We start from the raw sequence: 25,315 nt of genomic DNA, 5'->3' as shown, positions 1-25,315 counted from the left end.
TTAAGAAACAAGTACTTTTCTATCATTCTTTTCACTAATTTTAGCGTATAGCGTTTTTGTTACTATATAGTACAAAAATGTACCAGTTAATCCTAGGATAAGGAGCAAACCACTCATATATATAGGGTGAATCCATTCTCCAATGATGATCAATAAAGAAGCTATAATCATTGCTCCATAGGTAGTTAAACTATTAAAAGCCATATAGGTGCTACGAGCGTTAGATGGGGCAAGTTCTCCTATCATCGCCTGCTTAATAGGTACAAACATCAGCTCACCAATTGTCCCAAAAAACATGGCAATAAACAGAATCAATACGCTATTTGAAGAAGCAAAGACACTAAAACATATCGAAAAGATCAACATTCCTGTAACAAGAGTCCAGCGATCACTGCATTTTTTTAATAAAAATAGTACAGCACTTGATAGGATAACTACAAGAATAGTATTCTCAGTTCGAAGAAAACCAAGCATTTTTGTACCATCTACTATGAAATCTATCCCAAACAAGGAGGCTGAATGTTGAGGTATATCTTTTTCGAGACGAATCCCAATATAGTTTGATAAAGACTGTTCCAAGGTAAAGATCAAGATTGCTCCTAAAATATAAAACATAAATAGCTTATCTTTTAAAACGGTTGAATAAGTTTGAAGCATTTCTACTGATGAAGATTTTTTCTTATGTTTAGAAGACTTAGGTGAAGGTTCTGGTAAATACGTTTCTGTGATAAAGAATACAGTTATAAGTACAGATAACAAAGAGATCAGTGAAATCCCAATAAATAGCTCAAATAAGTAGTTTTTAAAAAGAAATGCTCCAACGATTCCTCCAATTGCCGTTGATAAATTTCCTAACCAGTAGCTAATTGTAAATACAAGCTTTCTCGAATCAGAATTAGTAACATCAATCATCATAGCTTGTGCAGCTGGCTGAAACATGCCTCCACAAAACATATTAATGATGAAGAATGCTGCAGAAATATAAGGGAGGTTAAACCAAGGGGAATTACAAAGAGCTATAAACAGATACGAAAGCAATAGTCCAATTTCAGAATAAATCATTATTTTTTTTCGGCCAATTTTATCTGAAATATGTCCTCCGATAAACCTTCCAATGACACCACTAATGACAATCATTATAAGAATAATAGCCGTTTTAGTAGCTCCGATATTTTGAGTAAAATAAATAGCTAGAAAAGGGATAACAGCCATAGAAATAAGGCCGCCTAGAAATTGCATGACAAGGCGAAGTTTGATGTTCGGATGAATATCTCTCAATTTCATATAATCACTCCTATTTAATAAAATATTGTCTACAAGTGCTGGCTGGGGGCTTATTTATTTGTGATAGGCCCAAATAATCTCAGGGCTTGTCTCGCTATATCCTTCCGCATCACGTTTGTATATTCATCAATAAATGTTAAACGCATTCCATTTAAGATGGAAAAGTATGACTCAGCAATTAATGAAGGTGAGTCTTCATAAAAGTAACCAAGCCTTTGACCTTCTTCAATAACCGGATAAATACTATCTTTAAATACTTTTACGAAATCATCTAGTTCTTTAAAAAGTTTTGGGAAACGATCAGGTCTTGCAAGTACCTGCTGAATTAGACGTAAGTATTCACTTCTCATTGAAAAAAGTTGTACATGACAATCTATCATTTGCTTCACAACTTCAAGAGGCCCGCCTTTAAAGTGTTCTCCTAACTCAATAAAATAAGGTTTGATTTCCTTTAATGGCTCCAAAATAGTTGATTCATAAAGTGCTTCTTTTGAATCAAAATACGTAAATACGGTACCAAAGCTTACACCCGCTTCCTTTGCTATGTCGGCAACTTTTGTCTCTGCAAAACCAGTATCACTATATAATTTAATGGCAGCGTTTAGGATAGTAGATCTTTTTCTTTTCTTTTTCTCATCATTAGTAAGTTTAGTTTCCATGTTAAATACTCCTTCCATAATAAATGATTGATTGGTCAATCAAATTTTATTGTAATATGTTTCCATTGTCAATATGTTGAGGGAATTTTTTGAATTTTATAGCTATACTACAATGAAGGGCCCTAGCAGTTATTTGGTGTGAATGAAAAATATATTTCAGAAGATGGTTAGAAATAAGGGTGTTTTATCATTATTCAGCACTATCGGTAAACAGACCCTTGTCATTTACGGATTGATATGGGTATAATAATCATCGAAAAGTTCATATGGAAAGAATGTAGGGGGGCTGGTAGTTGCCAGCTGAGATTGTGTCCGATAGACGCTGACCCTTTGAACCTGATTTGGCTCGTACCAGCGTAGGGAACATCTATTCAAAAAAGAAAGTTTTTGATACTGATTGTAAAACGTCTGGGAGGAATCCTAGGCGTTTTTTATGTTTTCAGACTTTTGTTTTCTCCTGGTAAAGACATTCGTTCATGAACACTTTCACACTACTTACTTGGAGGATTCAGCATGAAAAAATGGTTATTGGTCTTGATGGTTGCACTTTTAACATTAGTGGGCTGTAGCGAAAAAGAGGCTAAAAAGGATGCTAAAGGATTAACAAAAGTATCGGTCGTTCTTGATTGGACACCGAACACAAATCATACGGGTTTATATGTAGCGGAAAAACTTGGCTACTTTAAGGAACAAGGCTTAGATGTTGATATTTTATTACCTGGTGAAACGGGTGCTGATCAGCTTGTAGCATCAGGAAAGGCTCAGTTTGGCGTAAGCTATCAGGAAGGGATTACACAGGCTCGTGTGCAGGATGTACCTTTAGTATCGATTGCAGCGATTATACAACATAATACTTCTGGCTTCGCATCTACTGCATCAAAAGGTATTAAGTCACCAAAGGATTTTGAAGGGAAAACATACGGTGGGTGGGGTGCACCGCTTGAAAAGGCTGTACTACAATCACTTATGCAAACAGAAAATGCCGATATTAATAAGTTAGATATCGTTAATGCAGGCGATTTAGATTTCTTCACTATGATGAAAAAAGATATTGATTTTGCATGGATTTATTATGCATGGACAGGTATTGAAGCAGAACTTCGTGGCGAAAAGCTGAACATGCTTTATTTAACAGATTATAGTGAGCAGTTAGATTATTACACACCTGTACTTGCTACAAATGAAAAAATGATTCAGGATAATCCTGAGACGGTAAAAGCATTTGTCGTTGCTGCAGCAAAGGGCTATGAATATGCGATAAAACATCCAAATGAAGCAGCTGACATTTTACTAGAAGCGGTACCTGATTTAGATAAGAATCTTGTTCATAAAAGTCAGGAATGGCTAGCAGATAAATATCAAGACGACGCTGCACAATGGGGCGAGCAAAAACTAGCTGTCTGGGAAAACTACGCGAAATGGATGGCCGATAATAAAGTATTAGAGGGCGAATTTAACACTAAACAAGCATTTACAAACGACTTTTTACCGAAAAAGGAGACAAAGTAATATGGCAAACTCTTTAATAAGTGTACAAATTATCCCGAAAACTAAAAACTATGAAGATGTGATCCCGTTTGTCGATGCAGCGATTGCAGTGATCGACGCTTCAGGGGTGAAATATGAAGTTCATCCATTAGAAACCACAATAGAAGGCGACCTTACGACTTTGCTGCAAATTATTGAAAAAATGAATGTCAAGATGGTCGAGCTTGGCGCAATGAATGTCATTACGCAAGTGAAAATTTTATATCAGCCATCCGGTATTACAATGGATACGCTAACGGAGAAATACAAGTAATGAAGAAGGCTGTTAAACAAGGAAGGACGATAATTTTTATCGCCTTCCTCTTATTCATATGGGAACTAATTGTCCGTTTTGCTGCTATTCCACATTGGCTTTTGCCTGCACCGAGTGCCATTTTGAAAGAAGGTTTTCAATCGTATGAAACGTTTGTGCCGCATGCTTTCGCGACAATTCAATTAGCACTTCTAGGTCTTGCAATCGGGATTTTATGTGGGCTAACGGTTGCCGTACTTTTACATCGTTTTACGTTAGTAAGGGAGTTATTTTACCCAATTCTTATTATGTCGCAAAATGTCCCTGTGCTCGTCCTCGCACCTTTATTAATTATTTGGTTTGGCTTTGGTTTATTGCCAAAGCTCATTATTATTTGTCTTGTGTGCTTTTTCCCTATTGTTATTTCGGCAATGGACGGCTTTCGTCAAACTTCGCCTGAGCTAAAGCATTATTTTGAGATGATCGGTGCAACAAAAGCACAAACCTTTTGGAAGCTAGAATGGCCTTATGCGTATCCAGCGATTTTTTCAGGCATTAAGATAGCGGCCACTTATAGTGTCATGGGGGCTGTTATTGCGGAATGGTTAGGTGCGAAAATGGGGATTGGTGTCTACATGACGTTGGCACAATCTTCATTTCGAACGGATCGTGTATTTGTAGCAATTTTTGCTATCGTATTTTTAAGTTTGTTATTATTTAGTGCTATTCGATTACTAGAAAAACTTGTTGTGAAGGGGAGAGGACACCATGCTAAGCATTCAAAACATTGATAAATCCTTTGATTCCCTTCCAGTCATCCGTAATTTATCTTTTGAGGTGAAGGACGGGGAATTTGTGGCGATTATAGGTCCGTCAGGTAGTGGAAAAAGTACACTCTTTCAATTAATTGGTGGTGTTTCTTCAATTGATAAGGGTGCTATTTTATTAAATGGTGCAGACATTCAGCGAACAAGAGGAATGATTGGCTATATGCCTCAGCAGCCATGTTTATTACCGTGGCGGACGATTATAGAAAACGTCACGATGGTCGAGGAGCTTCACGGAAAACCTAATGTCAACGTTGGGAGGGAATGGTTAGAAAAAGTGGGGCTCGCAGCATTTGAAAATGCATATCCCAATGAGCTGTCGGGTGGTATGCAACAACGGGTATCGTTTATTCGTGCAATTGTCAGTAATAAGCCTATTTTATGTTTAGATGAACCGTTTTCTGCACTGGATGAGTTTACAAGGCTTGAAATGCAAGCGTGGCTATTATCGATTTGGGAGAAATATCGAAAATCTATATTGTTCGTTACACATAATATTGAGGAAGCTCTGTTTTTAGCTGATCGTATTATTGTACTCACAAAACGGCCAGCGACGATGAAAAAGGAAATAATCGTACCTTTTGCAAGGCCACGACAAGAAGAAATTCGCCATTCCGCTTCATTTACGGCTTTGAAGCAACAGATATTCTCGTATTTAAAAGAAGAAAAGGATGAGGCGAATGTTGATTGATGCACATATTCATTTAGATCAGTATAAGGAAAATGACATACCTACTTTGCTAGAAGAAGCGGAACATGTCATTGCCGTAAGCATGAATCTACCGTCATGCGTGAAGACGTTGAAGCTGTCGAAAGCCTATGCTAAAGTAAAGGCGGCGTTTGGCTTTCATCCTGAACAATCGTTACTTAGTGCTGCAGAGGAAGAGGCATTATTCGAGTGGATACGTCAACACGCTCATGACATGGTGGCAATTGGCGAGGTAGGGTTGCCTTATTATTTGAGGCAGGAGAAGGCTATTGATGATAGTATGTATGTGGCTTTGTTAGAACGGTTTATTGTATTGGCAAAGGAGTTCAATAAACCGATTGTCTTACATGCTGTTTATGAGGATGCGGCTATTGTTTGTGATTTGCTAGAAAAACATCATATAACGAAAGCGCATTTCCATTGGTTTAAAGGCGATGATGAAGTAGTTGAACGGATGATTCATAATGGGTATTTCATTTCTGTGACGCCTGATTGTACGTATGAGGCTGACATTCAAAAACTAATCAAAAAATACCCAATCGAGCTAATGATGGTAGAAACAGATGGACCTTGGCCGTTCGAAGGTCCTTTTGATAATAAACAAACATCTCCTTGGATGATGGATCATTCCATAGAGGTTATCGCCTCGATAAAGGGGCTTACAACACAGGAAGCGGCGCGTATCATTACAAGAAATACGACAATATTTTATAATTTATAGCAAAAAACACAGCTGTTCTTTTAGAGTGGCTGTGTTTTTTTAGAATCATGATAGCCCACATTCAGTTACGAAGGTGTTCTTTGGAACGTCCACTTAGCGAAAGATTAAAAAGGGCTCTATTTATAAACACAACTTTTGCATAGAAAAATAGGAAGGCAAACCCTGGTATAGCTTTGTAAAACCTTTAATCCAAGACCCTTCCCTCACTTAGAAAGAGATTGTGCCACTGCAACAAACCTTTTTATCCCTTCACTTAGTTGTTTTTCATTTGCATAAGAATAGCTTAAACGTATCCAGGATGATGGTTGTTTTAATGGATCACAAACTTGACCTGGCACAAAGGATATAGATTGTTCGATACATTTGGATAATAATAATTCAGTCGGAATTCTATCTGGGAGTTCTACCCATAAGTTAAGACCGCCTTTTGGACTGGTCCATTTCCAATCTGTTACTGCTAGCTCCTCCTCCATGATTTCCTTTCGAATCTGAAGGGCAATCCGGATTTTCTCCAAGTGCCGCTGCAATCTTATTGATGAAAAGTAATGGAGAAAAATCTTTTGATTGAGAAGTGGAGATCCATTATCAGCTAACGATTTTACTGCTAGTAGTGAATTCATTAACGATGATTGACAAAAAACTACCGCAATTCTCAAACCAGGTGAGATATATTTGCAAAAGCTTCGGATATAAATGACTGTACCCGCAGTATCATATGTGTAAATTGGTGGTGGAGGGGCATGATCAAAATATATGTCGTGATAGGCATCGTCCTCAATTAATAGACATCGATATTGTTCAGCTAATTCTACTAATTTTTTTCGCTGCTCAACTGAAACAGTATAACCAGTCGGGTTATGGAATGTTGGGTTGAGATAAAATAGGCGTGGTTTATATTGTTTCATATATAATTCGACCTGCTGTAAATCGTACCCGTCTGGCTGGATATCAACCGTTACAATCTGTGCTCCTTGTGCTCTAAAAGTATCAATCGCAGCACTATAGCTTGGGCGTTCAAATAATACGACGTCTCTTGGCTTAATGAAAGTTTGAGCGATTAAGTGAATCGCTTGCTGTGAGCCAGAAGTAATTAACAGATCATCTGCATCTAGATGAGTTTTATACTGATTAATAAAATATTGAGTGAGTGTTTCGCGTAGCTCTAAATCACCTTGCACAGTTGAGTAGGTTGCAAGTAATTTTGGATAAAGGTCAAACACTTTCTTCACGTAATCTGAAAAATAGTGATTAGGTAAAAGATTTGGATCAATTAATGCCTGAGAAAAATGATAGGAAACGGGTGTTTGATGGATTTCAGATAAATGATTTTTTTGTACGTATGCAGAAACAATTGGATTGTCCGGAACTAGATATTCAAGATTTTTCGTCACTTTTGATTGGACAAAATAGCCTGCTTTATCTTTTACATAAACTTTGTCATGCTGTTTCAATAATTGATAAGCCTTTAATACAGTTAATCGATGAACATTCATGTCAGATGCTAATTGCCGGACGGAGGGAATCTTTTCATGTTCTTTCCATTCTTTACGTTCTATCCTGTGCAGTACATAATCGTAAACTTTCTTAAAAAGATAGTCTCCATTTTGAATCGCTTTACTCACATCGATTCCTCCTATTCAAGACGATTGTACCATGATCCAAGCTAATCTGTTCTATCTTTTTCAATCTGTTCTACTGTCTTTCTTTTATGATAGAAAAAGAGGAGGAGTGTTATATGGTAATTGTTAATTATTTCTTCATGTGTTTGATTTTTGGTACGACATTTTTAGCGATTAAAATCGGTGTAGATGCAGGATTGCCCCCATTTTTATCAGCTGGATTTCGTTTTTTCATTGCTGGTTTGCTACTATTTAGTTTTATGATTTGGAGAGAAAAAACGACAATTTGGTTATTATTTCGGAAAGAGATGTTTTTTACAGGCGTAGGTTTAACCTTTGGGACGTTCGCTGCATTATACTGGGCAGAACAGTATGTAACATCAGGGATTGCAGCTGTTTTATCTGCTACAGGTCCAATGATCATCATAGCTATTCAGACATTCATATTAAAGCAAAAAGGAAATTGGCAATCATTCATTGGTTGTGTCGTCGGAGTCATTGGTGTCACGCTTTTAATCTTACCTAGTTTTTCAATTGAAATTAGTCCCTTTTGGATGGTTGGTTGTTTCGCCGTTATATTAGGTGAAGTTATTTACGCATTTGGAACGATTTATACGAAGCATGTAACCCAAAAATTTGATACGACATCACCAATTGCTTTAAATGCAGCGCAAATGATGCATGGTGGGATTTTATTAATCATTTTGTCATTTTTTACGGAGAACATTCAGCTTGATTATCTTTTAAGTCCAGCTTCAATTGGCTCTCTTCTTTATTTAACTATTTTTGGTTCAATGATCGGCCATAGCATTTATTATTGGCTTGTCTCACGGACAAATCCAGTTTTTCCTTCTACATGGCTGTATATCTCACCATTGATTGCCATTTTACTAGGTGCTACCTTCTATCATGAATATATTTCTTGGCTAACAGGTATAGGAACTTTGACAATTATTGTAGGAACAGTTTTAGTTAATTTCGAAACATTACGGAAGTTGTTTTTTGGGAAGGGGAATGTTCTTCAGGATGTTAAAAATTAACCCACTAGATTTTGTTCCGGTATATTATATTGAAGCAGTGATAATGAGTTATTAGTGATACTGCGTAATTAATCTAACAAAACCTAGTATTTTGCCAATAAAATCTAAATATAAAGGAGTGTAAAGTATGGAAATTTCTAAGGGAGTAGAGATGCTCCAACTTGAATTTCACGGAAATATTATTCATCCCACTCTATTATGGGATCAAGAAATGGCTGTTTTAATTGACACTGGGTTCCCTGGACAAATGGAAGATTTACGCGTGGCAATGGAAAAAGTAGGTGTGTCGTTCGACAAACTAAAAGTTATCATTTTAACGCATCAGGATATAGATCATATAGGAAGTCTTCCTGAGATATTACAGGAGCGTGGAAGGAATATTAAAGTTTATGCTCACGAACTAGATAAGCCTTATATACAGGGGGATTTACCTCTTCTAAAAGACGGGCACATAGAGAATCCACCGACAGGGAAAGTGAATGATACCTTGAATGACGGCCAAGAACTGTCGTATTGTGGAGGGATTCGTATCATTCATACTCCGGGGCATACTCCTGGTCATATTAGCCTATATTTGAAACAAACTAAAACACTGATTGCCGGGGATTCGATGTACAGTGTAGACGGAGTAATTGGGGGAATTCATATCCCAACCGTACTGGATTTAAAAGAAGCTCGACTCTCTTTGAAGAAATACCTAGACCTCGACATTGAATCTGTGGTTTGTTACCACGGGGGATTAACTAAGGTAAATATTAATGAACAGATACAAAAGGTAATTTCAAATTAAAATTCCAGAACTAAAACGGGAGCGATTGTTGAATAAAACTTTTTTTCACCCCCAACCAAAACAGGACGGGGGTATGTGAGTTAGAAGTATTTAACTTTAATTGTGCAATCTTAACATTATTTTCATTCGATTCTTTCATTAAATGGATAACAAGGAAAATATAAAACTTTTTTCATTTTCCTGAAAGCAGGTGATCATGTTGAAAGATAGAATTTTAAAAGTATCAATAAATGAAGATGAACGAAAAGGATTCCGATTTACGATGGGGGATTTATCAAAGCAACTAGGTATGAGCACGAAAACATTGTATAGTTACTATCCATCAAAGGAAGAATTACTCAATGACATGATTGATCTAGCAATCAATGAATTGAAGTTGAAAGAAAATAAAATACTGCATGATTCAACGTTAAATCTTCTAGAAAAGCTACAGAAATGTCTTGTATTAATTCCAGCTGATTTTACATTTGCTCAGCTCCAATATTTAGAGGAGCTTCAACGTTATTATCCAAAGCAAAGGGAAACAGTCGATCAATTTATTCATGAACAATGGACAGGCATCATTTTGTTAATTGATGAAGGGATTGTCGCAAATCAAATACGTCCCTTTAATAAAGAGATATTTATAGAAGTCTATATTGGAGGGCTTTATCGATTGATGGATCATGCATCCAAAAGCAGAAATATAATTTCACTTCAAGATACTATGCAGGAAATGGTGGACATTCTTATGCTTGGTATTCTTAATGGTAACGTTCATGAAGAAAATTAAATGGGGGCTGTAAATGAGTAAAACTTTAGAGCGAAACACAACCACTAACAATCCTCAATGTGGTTGTGTTTTTTGTGCTTTGTAAAATTCTGATCAATGCTTTCTTTTTTCGTTTTTGTCACACGCTCATGTGTACTGAAAGGGGAATTTTGACGATTTTTTTCAACGTCCTTCCCTTTAGTACGCTTTACATGCATACGTTTCTTTTTTGCTTTTGAGTTTGTCATGTGTTTTTACCCCCAACTGTCATTTGTAAATATAGTACCGAATAAGGAAGAAAAAGTAAAACCTCGTAAGTGTTAACTTACGAGGCGGTTATCGTATTATTAGTGAGATACGTCCTGTACAGAAATACCTGTATTCGCTTTAACATCCACTTCACGATATTTCTTATCATCTGATTCCTTAGAAAGCATTGTTCCGATGAAGCCTCCAAGGAAGCCAAGTGGAACTGAGATGATTGCTGGGTTCGTTAACATAATTAACGGATCACCTACGAAAATTGCTTTTCCTTCAACTGGATTCCAAATATTTGGTGAAACAGCAACAAGAGCTAAAGCAGAGATTAGACCTGTTAACATTGCCGTTATAGCACCAGCTGTATTAAAACGTTTCCAGTAGATCGTATAGATGATTACAGGTAAGTTAGCTGAACCTGCAATACAGAATGCTAGTGATACTAAGAATGCTACGTTTAATGTTTGTGCACCGAGTGCTAAAAGGATTGAAATAACAGCGATTGTAATGGAACCGATACGAGCTGCAAGTACTTGCTCTTTCTCTGTAATTTTGCCCTTTTTAATAATTTGACCGTAAATATCATGTGATAGGGCAGATGCGCCAGAAAGTACAAGACCAGCTACTACCGCTAAGATTGTTGCGAATGCTACAGCACATACGAATGAGAATAGAATGTCGCCACCAAGTGCTTCCGCAAGAAGTGGAGCCGCCATGTTACCAGCAGCGTTTGCAGCAATAATATCTTCTTTACCAACGAATTTAGCTGCACCGAAGCCTAAGAAGATTGTAAGAATATAGAAAATACCTACAATCCAAGTAGCCCAGATAACTGATGAACGAGCTGTTTTCGCATCTTTTACTGTAAAGAAGCGCATTAGGATATGTGGAAGACCAGCTGTACCTAATACTAAAGCGATTAACATTGAAATAGTATCAATACCATTTGAATATTTAAGACCTGGATTCAAATAAGCAGCACCGCTATCAGTTGCAGTTCCCATTTCTTTGAACATCGTTGCAATACTAAAGCCGAACTCTTTTAATACTAAGAATGAAATAATTACTGTACCTATCATTAAAAGACAAGCTTTAATAATTTGTACCCAAGATGTTGCAGTCATACCACCGAATAGTACGTATGTCGTCATCATAAAACCTACGATTAAAACGGCAATCCAATAGTCAATTCCTAAAAGTAATTGAATAAGTGCTCCTGCACCAACTAGTTGTGCAATCATGTAGAATAATACAATTGTAATAGTGCTTAAAGCTGCTGTACCACGAACTTTAGCGCTATCAAAACGCGCTGTAATCATGTCAGCTAATGTGAATTTACCAAGATTACGTAATGGCTCTGCGACGATGTATAGAACCACTAAGTAAGCTACTAAATAACCGATAGAGAAGAAGAATCCATCAAATCCAAATAATGCAACTGCACCGGCGATTCCTAAGAAAGATGCTGCTGATAAGTAGTCACCTGCGATGGCTAGTCCATTTTGCCAGCCTGTTAACCCTCCGCCTGCAGTGTAGAAATCGCTTGCAGATGAAGTTCGTTTTGATGCCCACCATGTAATAACTAATGTTAAACCAACAATGGATACGAAGAAGAATATGGCTGTTAAACTCATCCCGTTATTCATCGGCGGCCACCTCCATTCTCGTACTCAGCAATAATTGCCTTTGCTTCTTTATCAAAGCTATTCGCTTTTGCTACATATAAATGACATAATGCCCAAGTCATAATGAAAAGTCCCGCTGAATATACCCACACCCAAGTGATTTCCCCAAATGCCTTTTGGTGTAGTATTTTCGTGTACGAAGTCAGAATTGGTAGCAGCATATACGCTGCTAAGAAGATCGCGGTCATTAACCACAGAAATGAATTCTTCCTTCGAACAAGTGCTTTAAATGATTCTTGATTTGCAATCGCATCATAGTCAATCACGACACTTTTGCTAGCTTTATTGTTCCCCATTAACATTCCCCATTTTGTGTTTATTTTTACTGCTTAAAGACTTGATTTTGCTAGATTAGTGAATTCACATCTTCATTTTATGAGAGAGTTCACAAAATTGCAATACATTTCAGAAAAATTATGAAAAAATAATTTTCGTGAAAAAAAGTCTTGAAAGAGAATATACGTGCCGAAGTTAAGAAATAATGGGGTTTTAGAAAATTCTGATAAATATACAGAGGTAGGTCAATTCTAGATTTTCGAGCGAGGAATATGGAAAAAAATTAAAAAAAGAAATGGTTTTTTGTAAAAAATAAACACTGTTTATTTAGTGAAAATCATTTCTTTTCTCATTTTTTTTGAAAGAGAATAGTATTGCTAGATAAGTAAATTGGGAAATATTTCGAAGTGAAAAATAAAAAAACTCGATGAAAAATCGAGTTTTTTTATTAATATTGATAGGATAATTGGTAGATGTTTTTTCAATAATTTGGATGTCAAAAATGAATCAGTGAGAGATATCAGAAACGGATACACCAGTGTTTGCTTTAACGCGAATTTCCTTGTAAATACGTTCTGCTTCTTCCTGTGGTACTTTACTAGAAGAAAGGACAGAACCTAAATAACCTGCGATAAAGCCAAGTGGAATCGTAATAACCGCTGGAACGGCTAATGGAACGATAGGATTACCAACAAAAATGGCTGCACCTTCAACAGGACTCCATACATTAGGCCCCATAGCACCTAACACTAAACAAGATACTAAACCAGTTACCATCGCTGATATTGCACCCGTTGAATTGAATTTTTTCCAGTAAATTGTGTAAAGAATAACTGGTAAGTTTGCTGAAGCACCGATACAAAATGCAAAGGATACTAAAAATGATACATTCAAGTTTTGCGCAAATAACGCAAGGATAATAGATACAATCGCGATAGAAATAGAGCCAGTACGAGCTGCTACAACTTGTTGCTTTTCTGTTAATTTACCACCTTTAATGATTTCACCATAAATATCATGGGAGATGGCAGAAGCTCCTGTTAAAACTAAGCCCGAAACTACCGCTAAAATAGTTGCGAATGCTACTGCACCAATAAATGCCATTAACACATCACCGCCCAAATAATTAGCAAGAAGAGGGGCTGCAGTGTTACCAGCTTTACTTTCAGCAAGAATTTTATCGATCCCTACAAAATTTAATGCACCAAAGCCTAAGAAAATAGTTAGTGAGAAGAAAATAGCTGTAATCCAAGTTGTCCATGATATAGAAGAACGCGCAGTTTTAGCATCTTTCACTGTAAAGAAGCGCATTAAAATATGTGGTAACCCAGATGTACCTAATACAAGTGCCATCATCATTGAAACAGAGTCGATCGTACTTGTATATTTAATCCCTGGAACAAGGAATTTCTCACCATGATCCGTGGCAATCGTATCAAACATTTTCATTAGAGAGAAGTCGAACTTCATTAATACTAATGTAGCTAATACGCCTGTCCCGAATAAAAGAAGACTAGCTTTAATAATTTGCACCCAAGAAGTAGCTGTCATGCCACCGAATAAAACATAAGTAGTCATCATAACACCTACGATTAAAACTGCAATCCAGTACTCAATACCAAATAATAGTTTAATAAGAGCACCTGCACCTACTAATTGTGCAATCATATAAAGGATGACGATAATAATTGTTCCTGACGCTGCAACGCCACGAATGCGTTTTTCATTAAAGCGGGCAGTAAGCATATCTGCTAAAGTATATCGACCTAAGTTACGCATAGGTTCTGCAATTACATAAAGAAGAACTAAATTAGCTACTACATAGCCTACAGAGAAGAAGAAACCATCGAAACCAGTTAATGCAATCGCACCGGACACCCCTAGAAATGCAGCTGCTGATAAATAGTCACCAGCGATCGCAAAGCCGTTTTGCCAGCCTTTAAGACCACCGCCAGCTGTATAGAAATCAGCCGCTGAAGACGTACGCTTCGCTGCGATATATGTTACTACTAGTGTTAAACCAACGATTGCTAAGAAGAAACCAACGGATACTAAGTTCATTTATTTTCCACCTTTCGCCTGATACTCAGCTAGTACTGCTGCGGCAGCTTTATCGAATGAAGCTGCTTTTTTTACATATACTGTACAAAGAACAATTGTCATAATGAATAATCCAGCTGAATAAACCCAAACACCCGTAATATTTCCGATGAATTTTTGTTGTAGTACAGGTTGGAAAGCAAGGATAGGCAATAAAATATAAAGTAATAAAAAAATTGCTGTGATCGAGAAAAGGAAGGTATTCTTCTTTTTTACGAACTTATTGAACGATTCCATAGCTTCAATTGCATTATAATCAATTGATTCTATATTTTTGTGTTCAGAAACATTTGCCATTATTATTCCCCCTAAAGTGATATATTTCTGTTTCAGACGACATATTTCTTTTCTATTCGTCGTTATATTCACTTATTTTATGGGGTATATTCTTATAATGCAATACTAAATTTTGAGTTTTTATAATTTTTAATCATTTACAGATTGCGGAAATAACATAGAAATAATAAGGGTTTAGTAGAAAAAAACCGTATGAAAGAGAATGGTGTTGTCTATAAGAATAATATTCCTATAATAGTTTAATAATGATAATTTTGAATGTGGTAGAAAATTCGAGTTTGAAAGAGAATTTTTAAGTGGTTTATTATTCCACCATCAGATGAGGAGGAACGTGGAAAGGTACAAAACTTTGTTATATAACAATCGTTCATTCTTTTGGGAAATAACCGAAATAGTAAAAAACGGCTTTGAAAAAATTTTTAAAAAAGTATGAATTATCTGGAATGAATCGGAGGTTAATTATACTAAAATTGTACAACATACATAGAATGGATATAAAAAGTAAAATGATAAGCTCATATCTTGTATTAAGCAACTTTAATTTATACAATTAACAACGATGGTAAATTGAAGGGAAGTGAGCAAATAAATGAAAAAGAAAAGTGTCATGCTCGTATTGATACTAACATTAAGTAGCATACTTGCTGCTTGTGGAAGCTATAAATTTGAACCAGAAATGAACATAGAAGTACAGGATTTTTCAGTAACAAATCAAAATAATGAAAAGATTAGCCTAAATGACTTAAAAGGTAAGCCATGGTTAGCGATGTTCATCTTTACTAATTGTAATTCCATTTGTCCACCAATGACGTATAACATGACTGAGGTGCAAAAGGCACTTCAAGATAAAGGTGTGGAAGACTATCAAATTGTAGCTTTTAGTGTTGATCCTGAGGTTGATAAGCCAGAAGTTTTAACGAATTATTTGAAAACGTATTCAGTGCCCGATGCAAGCAAATGGCAGCTATTAACTGGCTATGAACAAAAGTATATTGAACAGTTTGCGAGGAAATCGTTTAATTCATTAGTAAAGAACGATCCGAATTCTGATCAAGTCGTACATATGTCAAGTTACTACTTAGTGGATGCTGATGGTATGGTTGTGAAGGATTATGACGGTACTACAGATGTACCAGTTGAGACGATCGTGGCAGATATGAAGGCCTTAACTAAATAAAAAAAATAACTCAGGAGTTCGTAGGAACTTCTGAGTTATTTTTTAGCTCTCTCATCAATTAGATGAAGTGGCAACTAATTGATTGAATTAATATGATTGAACTATACGGTCATTCACAAACGCCTGAATGAAAAATAATTCATTATCATTAGGATCCCTATTATTATCTACCTTAAAGCACTCGATAGCATCTTCTAGTGAGGTAGATTGTACAGCTCGACTTGCGGTTATTAACTCTTCCCAATAAAGATTCATTTCATCAGAATCACAGATTGATTCATGACCAAGTAGGAACATTTTAGCATCATATTTTTGAATGTCATTTATCATAGGCAATAACAATGATTGCTTGAAGTGAAAAAGGGAATTTGCAGTTGTACCATATGCAGCATCACCTAAAAAAATAACCTTTTCATCTGGAATGTAAATAATGGTGGAGTCGTCTGTATGAGTACTTTTAATTCTTTCAATGATGCAAACTTTATTACCTAAATCAATGGTTAATGTATTTTCAAAAATTACATTCGGAGAGTTCAATTTAAAACTCTCGCGGTTTGGTATGTCTGTTTGTATAATCTCCATACCCTTAGCACTCATCTGATTAGTATTCACATAAACAAGAAGGGAATGATCATCAAATTTATAAATTTGCCATTCTTTTAATCGTTCGTTTGTTTGACTATTAACGATAACTGTTGCATCAAATTCATTCATACCGAGGAAATGATCCCAATGTGCATGGGTAATGACCAAATATTTGATAGGTGGTACATTTAGTTTTTCGATTTCTAGTAAAAAATCTTTAGCATGTTGAGTTGAATTACCAGAATCTATAATTAGACTGTACTGCTCACCACATACCAATCCTAAAGTTGGTCGTTCTCTATCATCTTGATGGGATAAATAATAAATAGTATCACTTAATTTATTTAACATGTTATTTCTCCTCTACTCTAGATATTCATTGTATGAAAGAGAAAATCTACATGTGTATTTTAAAAATAACTTTAGATTTTCTCATTTTTATTTTTTTACCATTGGACCTGTACCTCCTTATTTAATAAGGAAAAGTATACCATATCATCAATTGAATTAACTGTTTTTTCGGAAAAATAAAATAATCTTCTTCGTGTAGGATGGCTATACATATCGAAGAAAAAGCAACCGCTTCGTGTGACGTAACTAATCGCAAATGGAGTGGCTTTTTTATGGACGATTTAAAGAAAGAACAGTTAGAGCAGTAAAATGCTAGGTGAAATAGCACCTTTATGATAATTTTATTATGTCTACTAAAAGTTGAAATCAAATTAAACTTCATTAATAATTAGTGGTTTTGGAATGTATTTTTTTCCAAACATGTATATATTTAATTTCGCCAGCTTATATATTATTAGAAAGATATACCGTCTGGCAGTCGATTCTAGGCAAAACTTATTCCGAGGTATGACAGCAGCAATCGCAACGGAAACATCTTGAAGTTGCAAGGAAGGTAGTGCCATCATGTTCAGTACAGGTGAAACTTCTACAAAAAACGTCGTTTGCAACACTTTTAAATTTCTACTATTTTGCCAGGATCAATGGTTTTTTGATAACGTGTATTGACAAAAAATGAAGCGGAAAAATTGGTACTCTAAAATATACGACAATCGTTGTTTATTTTAGAGTTACTTGACGTTGACCACAAACGATATGAAGGGATGAAATAAATGAAAAAGCTTATCGAATTTATAAATGTAACGAAAGAATACAAAATAGGAGAAGTCCCAATCAAGGCCCTTGATGGTGTTGATTTTTCCATTTATGAGGGAGAATTTGTCGTTATACTGGGTGCAAGTGGGGCGGGTAAAAGTACGATTTTGAACATTCTTGGTGGTATGGATACAGCTACTTCAGGTCAAGTGTTTGTTGGGAATCAAGAAATAACAAGATTGAACGAAAAAAAGTTAACAGACTATCGTGGTGAGAAAGTTGGTTTTGTCTTTCAATTCTATAACTTAATTCCGAATTTAAACGCTCTCGAGAACGTTGAATTTGCTACCGAAGTATGTAAATACCCTCTTGATGCAAAGGAGGTTTTACACCAAGTCGGTTTAGAGAATCGTCTCAAAAATTTCCCTTCACAACTTTCTGGTGGCGAACAGCAAAGAGTTGCTATAGCTAGAGCGGTTGCAAAAAATCCATTGCTTTTACTTTGTGATGAACCAACCGGTGCTTTGGATTATGTAACTGGTAAGTCCGTATTAAAGACTTTGCAAGATTTAAACAGAGAAACGAAGAAATGCGTTATTTTGGTCACACATAATTCAGCAATTGCTCCTATGGCAGACAAAATTATTAAAGTTAAAAGCGGATACATCGAAAGCGTCACGATCAATAATGAAAAACAAAGTGTTGAAGGGATTGAGTGGTAAACATGAAATTGTTTTTAAAATTATTGAGGGACATCAAACAATCTATGGGGCAATTTATAGCCATAGTGATTATTATCGCAGTTGGTGCTTTTTTCTATACGGGATTAGTAACGTATAGCTCTAATCTAAGTTCTTATACGAAGGATTACTTCCAAAAACATCATTTAAGCGATTTAAATGTGTATTACAGTCACCTTTCTAAAAATGATGTGACGCGTTTGAGTAAAATTGAAGGGATCCATAAAATTGAAGGTCGTTATACCTTTGATGGAACGCAAGCCTTTGAAGATTACAAAACTGTATTAAAAATTCACTCGATCCCTGAAAACAATGAAATAAATACGCCTACTATCATTGAAGGGAATATCCCATTAAACAAGGGTGAGATTTTATTAGATTCTCACTATGCAAAAGAACATCATTATCGTGTTGGCGATCAATTCGCAATTAAGACGAATGACGGAAATTTTGATTTTACAATAAGTGGTTTGGGTGAGAATGTGGAATATGCAAAAAAGAACGAAATTCAAGACCATAAAACGTATGGGGTAGCTTATATTACTGAAGAAACATTACCTGAAATCTTAAATGGCTTTTATTATAATGAGGTCATCATTGATGCTAAAAAAGGGTACGATATTGAACAATTAGGCAAATCAATTGAGGCACAATCTAAACAGCTCAGTTATTTAGATCAAGTAAACAAGGAACGGACTTTGAATTATTCTAAAATCAATCAAACGATAAATAATAATAACTTAATGAGTAAGGTAATACCTTTAGTACTCTTTTTGATTGAAGCGGTTATCCTTTTTCTAGTTATGTCGAGGACAATCGATTCTCAAAGAATTCAGGTTGGTATTATGAAGGCTTTAGGTGTGAAAAATAGCAACATTATGCTTCACTATATGGGATACCCTGTGTTGGCAAGTATACTAGGATCAATCATTGGTTGTGTTCTGGCCGCTTTCGTTTTTATCCCTTTAGTAACGGCATCATGCGCGAGGGCCTACTCTCTACCTGACATTAAATTCTCACTCTCTCTATTTTCAATCATTCCTCCGATTATTTTCTCAAGTGCTTTTGGAGTTCTTGCATGTTACTTAAGCGGTAGAGCTATATTAAAAGAACGTGCAGCACAAGCTATGCGTCCTAAACCGCCAAAGAAGATGAAAAAGCTATTGATAGAAAGAGTTCCAGGTTTTTGGAGTACTATTTCCTACAGTAATAAACTCATATTAAGAAATATATTTTTAAATAAACAGAGGGCTTTAGCCAGTTCGATTGGTGTTATTGTTAGCACGGTTTTACTAATCACTGCTTTTGGTACTCAATCATCCTTGCTAAAAGTAGCTAATCAAATTGAAGATGTTTATAGCTATGATTTAAAAGTAGATTATACGATCGGTACATCGCCTAATATGATAAAACAACCGCCTGGTATAAAGGAAAGCTATTTTTTATCCACTTTTCCTATTGAAATCATCAAGGACGATGAAAAAGAAAATGCTACTTTAACTGTTATTGAAGAAAATAACAATCTCATTCATTTCTTTGATGAAAAGAACAATAGCATCCCTTTAGAAATTAACGGCTTACTTGTACCCAAATCTTACGCGGATCAATATGATATTTCAAAAGGAGATTTTATCAAAATAAAGTTCACAGCACCAGAGCTTAAAAATACTACTGTAGATATGAAAGTTATAAATATATCTACACAATATTCGAATCCATCGTTTTATAGTACACCAGAGTACTTAAAGAGCTTTAACATAGACTACACGCCAACCTCGCTATTAGTTCAAGCAAATAGCGCCGCGGATCTTATGAGTGTTCGTAACTTTTTTGAACAAGATCGTTATGTAGAAACAATTGCAGATAAGAATGATTTGAAAAAATCTGCTCAATACATTGTGAAACAAAACAGTTTTATTTTTATCATGTTTATCACAAGTGCCATCATACTTTCCTTTGGCGCCATCTATACGATATCTTCCATAAACATCTATGAAAGGAATCGCGAGCTTGCAACGCTAAAGGTACTAGGCTATCAAAAAAATAAAATAAACAGACTAATATTTTTGGAGAACATTATATTAACTTCATTTGCTGTCATTGTGGCTTTACCGATTAGTGGTTATGTTTATAAAATTATTGTAAAGGCTCTATCAAGTACCCATCAGCAAATCCCTGATAAATTAACTATTTTAATCATTTTGGTTGCTGTATTGCTTGCGTTCTTACTGACGATTGTTTCTAATTTACTTCTTAGAAGTAAAGTTACGAAAATCAATATGATTGAATCGTTAAAAAGTGTGGAATAGGACTTTTAAGATGATTGGACAAAATAGCAGTTTTACCCCTGATGCGAAGATAATTCATCTTTCGCTAATATGCGAATGAAAGAGGTACTCAAAAGATTTAGGCTTGTTAAGCTAAAGCCCGCGTTTGTTTAAGCACATTTCTTCATGAACTTATTAGTATTAAAGCTGTCTTAAGGTCATACACAAACCCCACTTTCGTTTTTGAAAGTGGGGTTTGTGTATGGCAACAGAATTGGACAACTTTTTAAGTAAGCAATGTTTTGAGGTTTTGAATTTAGTTAAAAGGTGTGTAATAGATAATACCTTATGTTTAGGTCATATGATTAAAACACTTAAATAATATGGTAGAATAAAAAAGGGATTGAAAAGGCGTAATTTAACAATAAAAGAAATATTTATACTTAAATTTAAAACAGTATATTTGAATTGGAGAACCTTAATGAAGTCGATATTAATTAAAATTAAAGAATATTTTAGAACTAGTGCTCCGAAGCCTCCTAAAAATGCTTGCTATTTTTGTAAACGAAAAGCAGCTGATTTAAGAAATTATCGGAATGAAAGAAATAAAAAAATTAAAGTATGTTATCTATGTGTTGAATATGCTGAAAGACGTGCTTATCGTAAATAATCTTGCTGCTTTTGGGATTAAAAAAAGGGTAATAAAAATTGGACAAACGATATCTTGGAATATAGTATGTAATTTTTGGTATAATTACATATAACTATATATATTAAGGAGTGACTATATGAAAAAATTACTTATAGTAACAAGTTATTTAAGCTTTTTTATATTAGGAGGATTAACCTTTACATACCTCTCAACAACGGAAGCGGCTAGCAATTTGAAAAAGATTAGCGTATTTCAGGATACAATCAATTACTATTTTGATAAGGTTGAAAAAAAACCACAAGCGGGTCAATCTGGCTTTATTTATGAAGGTACTACTTATGTGCCATTGCGTTTTGTTGCTGAATCATTAGGAAAAAAAGTGGCATGGGATGGAAAATCAAAATCCGTTTATATTGGGGATGTTCCAAAAATCGTCTCTTTAAAAGATGTAAAACCTATTGGGAGTGATGAGGATCACTTCTTCCATAACCCAAGCACTATTGTGATTAGTACAGGAGAAAAGTTTGAACGATCCTATCAACTTGGTGGATATCATGGTGGAGGAGCTGTACAAGATCATACAGTTGAATACTTAGCGAATGGAAATTACAAAGGATTCGAAACGTATTTAGCACCAGTTAAAAAGTTATCGGCGGGCTCTTTCGGCGTAGGTTATATGAAAATTTACGCGGATAATAAATTGATTTATGATAGTGGATCGATAAAAGACAAGGTAAAAGTTAATGTTAATTTAGAAGGTATTTCAAAAGTGAAGTTAGAAATGGAAGGCGGTGGCTTAGGTATAGTAGATCCTAAATTTATTCAATAATTGTACAAAGGAAATATAGAAGAATCTGAAGCCAATACAGCACGTGTTCGGTGATAAAAAAGAAAGAACGAGGAGACTCACTCATACGTTCTTTCTTTTTTTTGCTTTAGGTTTCAAAAAACATATAATTATCAAACTGGTTTGGGTACTACTACCATATAACTTGACTTGTCCTCGAATCCATTAGTCATCCATAGTTCGTATCATTAAAGATGTTTTTTGAGGAGGTATTGGTTTATGAAATGAAGTTTACATAAGAAAACCTATCTATTTTTCGGTGTGAAGAGATTAAATCTGACGATGAAAAAGGGAAGGTACTGCGATACAAGGCAGCATATCATACGATCTTAATCTTATATTTGTCGATTTTAATTATATATCTTATCTCAGAGCGCACTTTTATAAAAATTGATCATATATTCACTATCTACGCCATTTTGGTTTTTAGTTATACAATGAATCTGTTGGTTTTGACAAAAAAGAATAAAAGGCAACAATTACTTTGTAAAATTAAAGATAAGTGAATGTATGTTTTTGTTATAAAAACAGTAACTTATCTTTAATGTCGCACATTATAGGATAATTAGTACATCCCTTATTTATAAGTGGTGTACTTTTTTTGTTGCTGAGATTTTGCCAACTTATTGGTCGTCTTGTGCTTCTAACATGATTGATTTGGAACCCGATGAACGAAAAGTCTTTGAGAAGCTGGTTAATAAATTATTAAAATCTATACAAAGAAGACTTGAGGTGGAACGTTAAACTGTAGCTTCGTTGATGCAGTTTAATTTTTTTAGTCATTTAATTAGATTATCTAACTATAAGTCAATCAAATTAAAAAGGGTGATTTATTGTATGAACAAAGCAATTACAGGAAACCAAGTGAATTATTCTCTGATGACAATTACTTTATCTTGGTCTGGGATGGTAGTTATGTCTAGTTTATATTTAACAATACCTCTTATTAGTCTTTTCAATGATTATTTTCATAATTCATTGTCCAAAGCAAGCATCACTTCAAGTATTTATTCACTTGGTTTTGCTACAGGGTGTTTTTTCTATGGAGCTATATCAGAAAAATATGGACGAAAAAATGTGATTGTTATGAGAGGGATTTGAAATTGGCAATACTAATATAAACTTTTCTATTAAACTAGCTATAACAGTCCGTTTACCTGGTAGACGGGCTTTTTTATTGTATGTATATACAAAAATACCGTGCAAAGAGCGAAAGAGAAAATACTCATAAGATAGATAAAGCATAATTTTCTAGTTAATTTGAGTATTTGCTTTTGTCAAAAACATGTAATATTGTTTCTGTTTTTGTTTAAAGTGAACAATGTTATTTAAATACTCCTATCATACAATTACATTAAGCAATTAACATAATAATAAATATAAAAAGGGAGTGACTCAAAATGAAAATGTCACATTTTTTGTGCAAAATATACAAAATGACAGACTGAAATTTCATCCCCCTTTTACTGTGTGAAATAACAGTTTTGAAGAAATGTGAATCTTATGGTCACTAGTTAATCAACAGACGTATTTGAAAAAAAGGAAGGAATGAATTGAATGTTAGTTAAATTATTAGAACCATTAAATGTTTCAGATTCGATCATTGAAAAATTAGCGGAGCCAATCAAACAGGCCGGTCATGAATTTGTTTATTACAACGAGAAAACAACGGACTCGGCAGAATTAGCAAGACGTAGTGAAGGTGCAGATGTTATTATGATTGCTAATAATCCGTATCCTACAGAAGTCATTGATCAAAATGACAATGTAAAACTAATCAATGTTGCCTTTACAGGTGTTGATCATGTAGGGATCGCTCAAGCTAAAAACCAAGATATTATGATATGTAATGCAGCTGGATATGCGAATCAAGCAGTTGCGGAATTAACAATTGGTTTAGTATTAGATGTGTATCGTCACATTACTCAGGGAGATAGAGAAATGCGTGCTGATCATTTCCCAGGTGCATTCCAAGGTCGTGAAATTAAAGGGAAAACTGTTGGTTTGATTGGTACAGGTAAAATTGGCATGATGACGGCTCATTTGTTTAAAGCATTTGGCGCAAAAATAGTAGCTGCAGACCGATCCCGAAGAAATCCAGAAGCTGAAGCTTTAGGAATCGAGTATATGGAATTAGATGAGGTATTAAAACAATCTGATATAGTATCCTTACATATTCCGTTACTACCAAGTACGAAGGGATTAATCTCTAAAGAAAAATTAGAATTAATGAAGGAATCAGCTATTCTAATCAACTGCGCGCGAGGACCGATTGTTGATAATGATGCATTGGCGGATGCATTAAATGAAGGACAAATTGCAGGGGCTGGTATTGACGTATTTGATATGGAACCGCCTATTCCTGGAGACTATAAACTATTGCAAGCCAAAAATGCGATTTTAACACCTCATGTAGGGTTCCTTACTGATGAAGCTATGGAATTGCGAGCTAGAATTGCATTCGATAACACAATGGCATTTTTAGAGGGTAAACCTCAAAATATTATGAAAAGATAATTCTTTGCTATTTTCTAGCAAATCCGAGAAGTTTTTATTCGTTGTCTAATACACGCTAAATCATTTGAGTATGGTGAAGTTTGAAATTTGAAACAAGGAGAAAATACTATGAAATATAAAAAAATAGCAAGAAATGATTTGAAAAACCGTATTTTCCATTGGCCAGATATTCAAGAGTTTAGAGATGAAGAAGCGACAAAACATATTTTCTATGAAACACCTAATACTGTTGGAGCTGTCTGGTGTATGCGTCCAGGACAAGATTTGCCCATTCACTCGCATAAGCAAGCGGATGATATTTGGATTGTTATTGAAGGAACAGCAGATTTTTATCCAGAATGTGGTGAAATGGTCCAAATTAAAGCAGGTGATGTTGTTGTTGCGCGTCCGGGTGAAAAGCACGGTATGACTAATACTTCTGATAAAGATTTTGTAATGTTAGGAATTGCGGGTCCAACACCAATTGGTTTTATTCCGCATTAATAGTATAGAGTTAACTATCGCGTCTGTTGATTAACTAGTTTTCATCGTAAAAAAGAGAGATTAACACGATTTCACGGGAATAAGTGGATCTTACAATGAGGCTGTCCAAAAAGTCAGATTTACATCTGATTGTTTGGCAGCCTTTTA

Annotated in this window: 23 protein-coding genes, 1 pseudogene and 1 riboswitch; of the genes and pseudogenes, 15 read left to right on the top strand and 9 right to left on the bottom strand. The window is 35.1% G+C overall.

Annotation, left to right across the window (positions count from 1 at the left end; all coding sequences use genetic code 11):
• Together ABE34_RS05270 and ABE34_RS05265 are read right to left on the bottom strand one after the other, a co-directional pair.
• Positions 1-1,284 (bottom strand): MFS transporter, encoded by a 1,284-nt coding sequence (locus tag ABE34_RS05270; RefSeq protein ID WP_197140945.1) that lies wholly within the window; start codon positions 1,282-1,284, stop codon positions 1-3.
• 50 nt (positions 1,285-1,334) lie between these two features.
• Positions 1,335-1,943, bottom strand: a complete 609-nt coding sequence (locus tag ABE34_RS05265; protein ID WP_197140943.1) for a TetR/AcrR family transcriptional regulator — start codon at positions 1,941-1,943, stop codon at positions 1,335-1,337.
• A gap of 269 nt (positions 1,944-2,212) precedes the next feature.
• Positions 2,213-2,323: riboswitch (TPP riboswitch) on the top strand.
• 133 nt (positions 2,324-2,456) lie between these two features.
• Here ABE34_RS05265 and ABE34_RS05260 point away from each other — a divergent pair.
• From ABE34_RS05260 to ABE34_RS05240, 5 genes are read left to right on the top strand one after another with little or no spacing between them, the layout of a single operon-like run.
• Positions 2,457-3,452 carry an ABC transporter substrate-binding protein gene (locus ABE34_RS05260; RefSeq protein WP_197140942.1) on the top strand — a complete coding sequence of 332 codons (996 nt, stop codon included), beginning with the start codon at positions 2,457-2,459 and terminating at the stop codon, positions 3,450-3,452.
• Between the two features lies 1 nt (position 3,453).
• Positions 3,454-3,744, top strand: a complete 291-nt coding sequence (locus tag ABE34_RS05255; protein ID WP_197140941.1) for a thiamine-binding protein — start codon at positions 3,454-3,456, stop codon at positions 3,742-3,744.
• Positions 3,744-4,514 carry an ABC transporter permease gene (locus tag ABE34_RS05250; RefSeq protein ID WP_197140939.1) on the top strand — a complete coding sequence of 257 codons (771 nt, stop codon included), beginning with the start codon at positions 3,744-3,746 and terminating at the stop codon, positions 4,512-4,514. The genes ABE34_RS05255 and ABE34_RS05250 overlap by 1 nt, the downstream gene beginning before the upstream one ends.
• Positions 4,492-5,241 carry an ABC transporter ATP-binding protein gene (locus tag ABE34_RS05245; RefSeq protein ID WP_197140938.1) on the top strand — a complete coding sequence of 250 codons (750 nt, stop codon included), beginning with the start codon at positions 4,492-4,494 and terminating at the stop codon, positions 5,239-5,241. The genes ABE34_RS05250 and ABE34_RS05245 overlap by 23 nt, the downstream gene beginning before the upstream one ends.
• Complete coding sequence (locus ABE34_RS05240) at positions 5,231-5,980, top strand: TatD family hydrolase (protein WP_197140937.1); 750 nt, start codon at positions 5,231-5,233, stop codon at positions 5,978-5,980. Before ABE34_RS05245 ends, ABE34_RS05240 begins: the two co-directional genes overlap by 11 nt.
• Before the next feature lie 203 nt (positions 5,981-6,183).
• Here ABE34_RS05240 and ABE34_RS05235 read toward each other — a convergent pair whose 3' ends face one another.
• Complete coding sequence (locus ABE34_RS05235) at positions 6,184-7,602, bottom strand: aminotransferase class I/II-fold pyridoxal phosphate-dependent enzyme (protein WP_197140935.1); 1,419 nt, start codon at positions 7,600-7,602, stop codon at positions 6,184-6,186.
• Between the two features lie 113 nt (positions 7,603-7,715).
• Here ABE34_RS05235 and ABE34_RS05230 point away from each other — a divergent pair, with 113 nt between their 5' ends.
• The 3 genes from ABE34_RS05230 to ABE34_RS05220 all read left to right on the top strand — a co-directional run bounded on the left by ABE34_RS05230 (position 7,716) and on the right by ABE34_RS05220 (position 10,201).
• Positions 7,716-8,639 carry a DMT family transporter gene (locus ABE34_RS05230; RefSeq protein WP_197140934.1) on the top strand — a complete coding sequence of 308 codons (924 nt, stop codon included), beginning with the start codon at positions 7,716-7,718 and terminating at the stop codon, positions 8,637-8,639.
• Positions 8,640-8,766: 127 nt separating this feature from the next.
• The gene (locus ABE34_RS05225; RefSeq protein ID WP_197140933.1) at positions 8,767-9,429 is read left to right on the top strand and encodes an MBL fold metallo-hydrolase; all 663 of its coding nucleotides are present in this window, start codon (positions 8,767-8,769) and stop codon (positions 9,427-9,429) included.
• Positions 9,430-9,625: 196 nt separating this feature from the next.
• Positions 9,626-10,201, top strand: coding sequence for a TetR/AcrR family transcriptional regulator (locus tag ABE34_RS05220; RefSeq protein WP_241747009.1), 576 nt, complete (start codon positions 9,626-9,628; stop codon positions 10,199-10,201).
• A gap of 44 nt (positions 10,202-10,245) precedes the next feature.
• On the opposite strand, the gene ABE34_RS05215 is transcribed toward ABE34_RS05220, so the two are convergent.
• From ABE34_RS05215 to ABE34_RS05195, 5 genes are all read right to left on the bottom strand, one after another.
• Complete coding sequence (locus ABE34_RS05215) at positions 10,246-10,428, bottom strand: hypothetical protein (protein ID WP_197140931.1); 183 nt, start codon at positions 10,426-10,428, stop codon at positions 10,246-10,248.
• Between the two features lie 99 nt (positions 10,429-10,527).
• Positions 10,528-12,072 carry a solute symporter family protein gene (locus ABE34_RS05210; protein WP_197141016.1) on the bottom strand — a complete coding sequence of 515 codons (1,545 nt, stop codon included), beginning with the start codon at positions 12,070-12,072 and terminating at the stop codon, positions 10,528-10,530.
• Positions 12,073-12,080: 8 nt separating this feature from the next.
• Positions 12,081-12,419: a DUF485 domain-containing protein gene (locus ABE34_RS05205; protein ID WP_197140930.1), complete on the bottom strand. Its 339-nt coding sequence runs from the start codon at positions 12,417-12,419 to the stop codon at positions 12,081-12,083.
• A gap of 487 nt (positions 12,420-12,906) precedes the next feature.
• The gene (locus ABE34_RS05200) at positions 12,907-14,460 is read right to left on the bottom strand and encodes a solute symporter family protein (protein WP_197140929.1); all 1,554 of its coding nucleotides are present in this window, start codon (positions 14,458-14,460) and stop codon (positions 12,907-12,909) included.
• Positions 14,461-14,796, bottom strand: a complete 336-nt coding sequence (locus ABE34_RS05195) for a DUF485 domain-containing protein (RefSeq protein WP_079561867.1) — start codon at positions 14,794-14,796, stop codon at positions 14,461-14,463.
• Positions 14,797-15,385: 589 nt separating this feature from the next.
• Here ABE34_RS05195 and ABE34_RS05190 point away from each other — a divergent pair.
• Positions 15,386-15,973: an SCO family protein gene (locus ABE34_RS05190; RefSeq protein ID WP_197140927.1), complete on the top strand. Its 588-nt coding sequence runs from the start codon at positions 15,386-15,388 to the stop codon at positions 15,971-15,973.
• Between the two features lie 87 nt (positions 15,974-16,060).
• On the opposite strand, the gene ABE34_RS05185 is transcribed toward ABE34_RS05190, so the two are convergent.
• The gene (locus ABE34_RS05185) at positions 16,061-16,909 is read right to left on the bottom strand and encodes an MBL fold metallo-hydrolase (RefSeq protein WP_197140925.1); all 849 of its coding nucleotides are present in this window, start codon (positions 16,907-16,909) and stop codon (positions 16,061-16,063) included.
• Positions 16,910-17,679: 770 nt separating this feature from the next.
• Here ABE34_RS05185 and ABE34_RS05180 point away from each other — a divergent pair.
• The 6 genes and pseudogenes from ABE34_RS05180 to ABE34_RS05155 all read left to right on the top strand — a co-directional run bounded on the left by ABE34_RS05180 (position 17,680) and on the right by ABE34_RS05155 (position 25,168).
• On the top strand, positions 17,680-18,384 hold the full coding sequence (locus ABE34_RS05180) for an ABC transporter ATP-binding protein (RefSeq protein ID WP_197140923.1): 705 nt from the start codon (positions 17,680-17,682) through the stop codon (positions 18,382-18,384).
• Positions 18,385-18,386: 2 nt separating this feature from the next.
• Positions 18,387-20,711: an ABC transporter permease gene (locus ABE34_RS05175; protein ID WP_197140922.1), complete on the top strand. Its 2,325-nt coding sequence runs from the start codon at positions 18,387-18,389 to the stop codon at positions 20,709-20,711.
• Between the two features lie 746 nt (positions 20,712-21,457).
• Positions 21,458-22,150, top strand: coding sequence for a stalk domain-containing protein (locus ABE34_RS05170; RefSeq protein WP_197140920.1), 693 nt, complete (start codon positions 21,458-21,460; stop codon positions 22,148-22,150).
• Between the two features lie 855 nt (positions 22,151-23,005).
• Positions 23,006-23,251 (top strand): annotated as a pseudogene (locus ABE34_RS05165) (MFS transporter); the annotation flags it as partial.
• A gap of 474 nt (positions 23,252-23,725) precedes the next feature.
• Positions 23,726-24,685: a 2-hydroxyacid dehydrogenase gene (locus ABE34_RS05160; protein WP_197140919.1), complete on the top strand. Its 960-nt coding sequence runs from the start codon at positions 23,726-23,728 to the stop codon at positions 24,683-24,685.
• Between the two features lie 108 nt (positions 24,686-24,793).
• Positions 24,794-25,168 carry a cupin domain-containing protein gene (locus ABE34_RS05155; RefSeq protein WP_197140917.1) on the top strand — a complete coding sequence of 125 codons (375 nt, stop codon included), beginning with the start codon at positions 24,794-24,796 and terminating at the stop codon, positions 25,166-25,168.
• Positions 25,169-25,315: the final 147 nt, after the last annotated feature.

Origin of the sequence: Lysinibacillus sphaericus, assembly GCF_015844675.1 — a bacterium.
Taxonomy (GTDB): domain Bacteria; phylum Bacillota; class Bacilli; order Bacillales_A; family Planococcaceae; genus Lysinibacillus; species Lysinibacillus sphaericus_E.
Note: the sequence above shows the minus strand (reverse complement) of the source record. Positions and strands in the feature narration are given on the sequence as shown.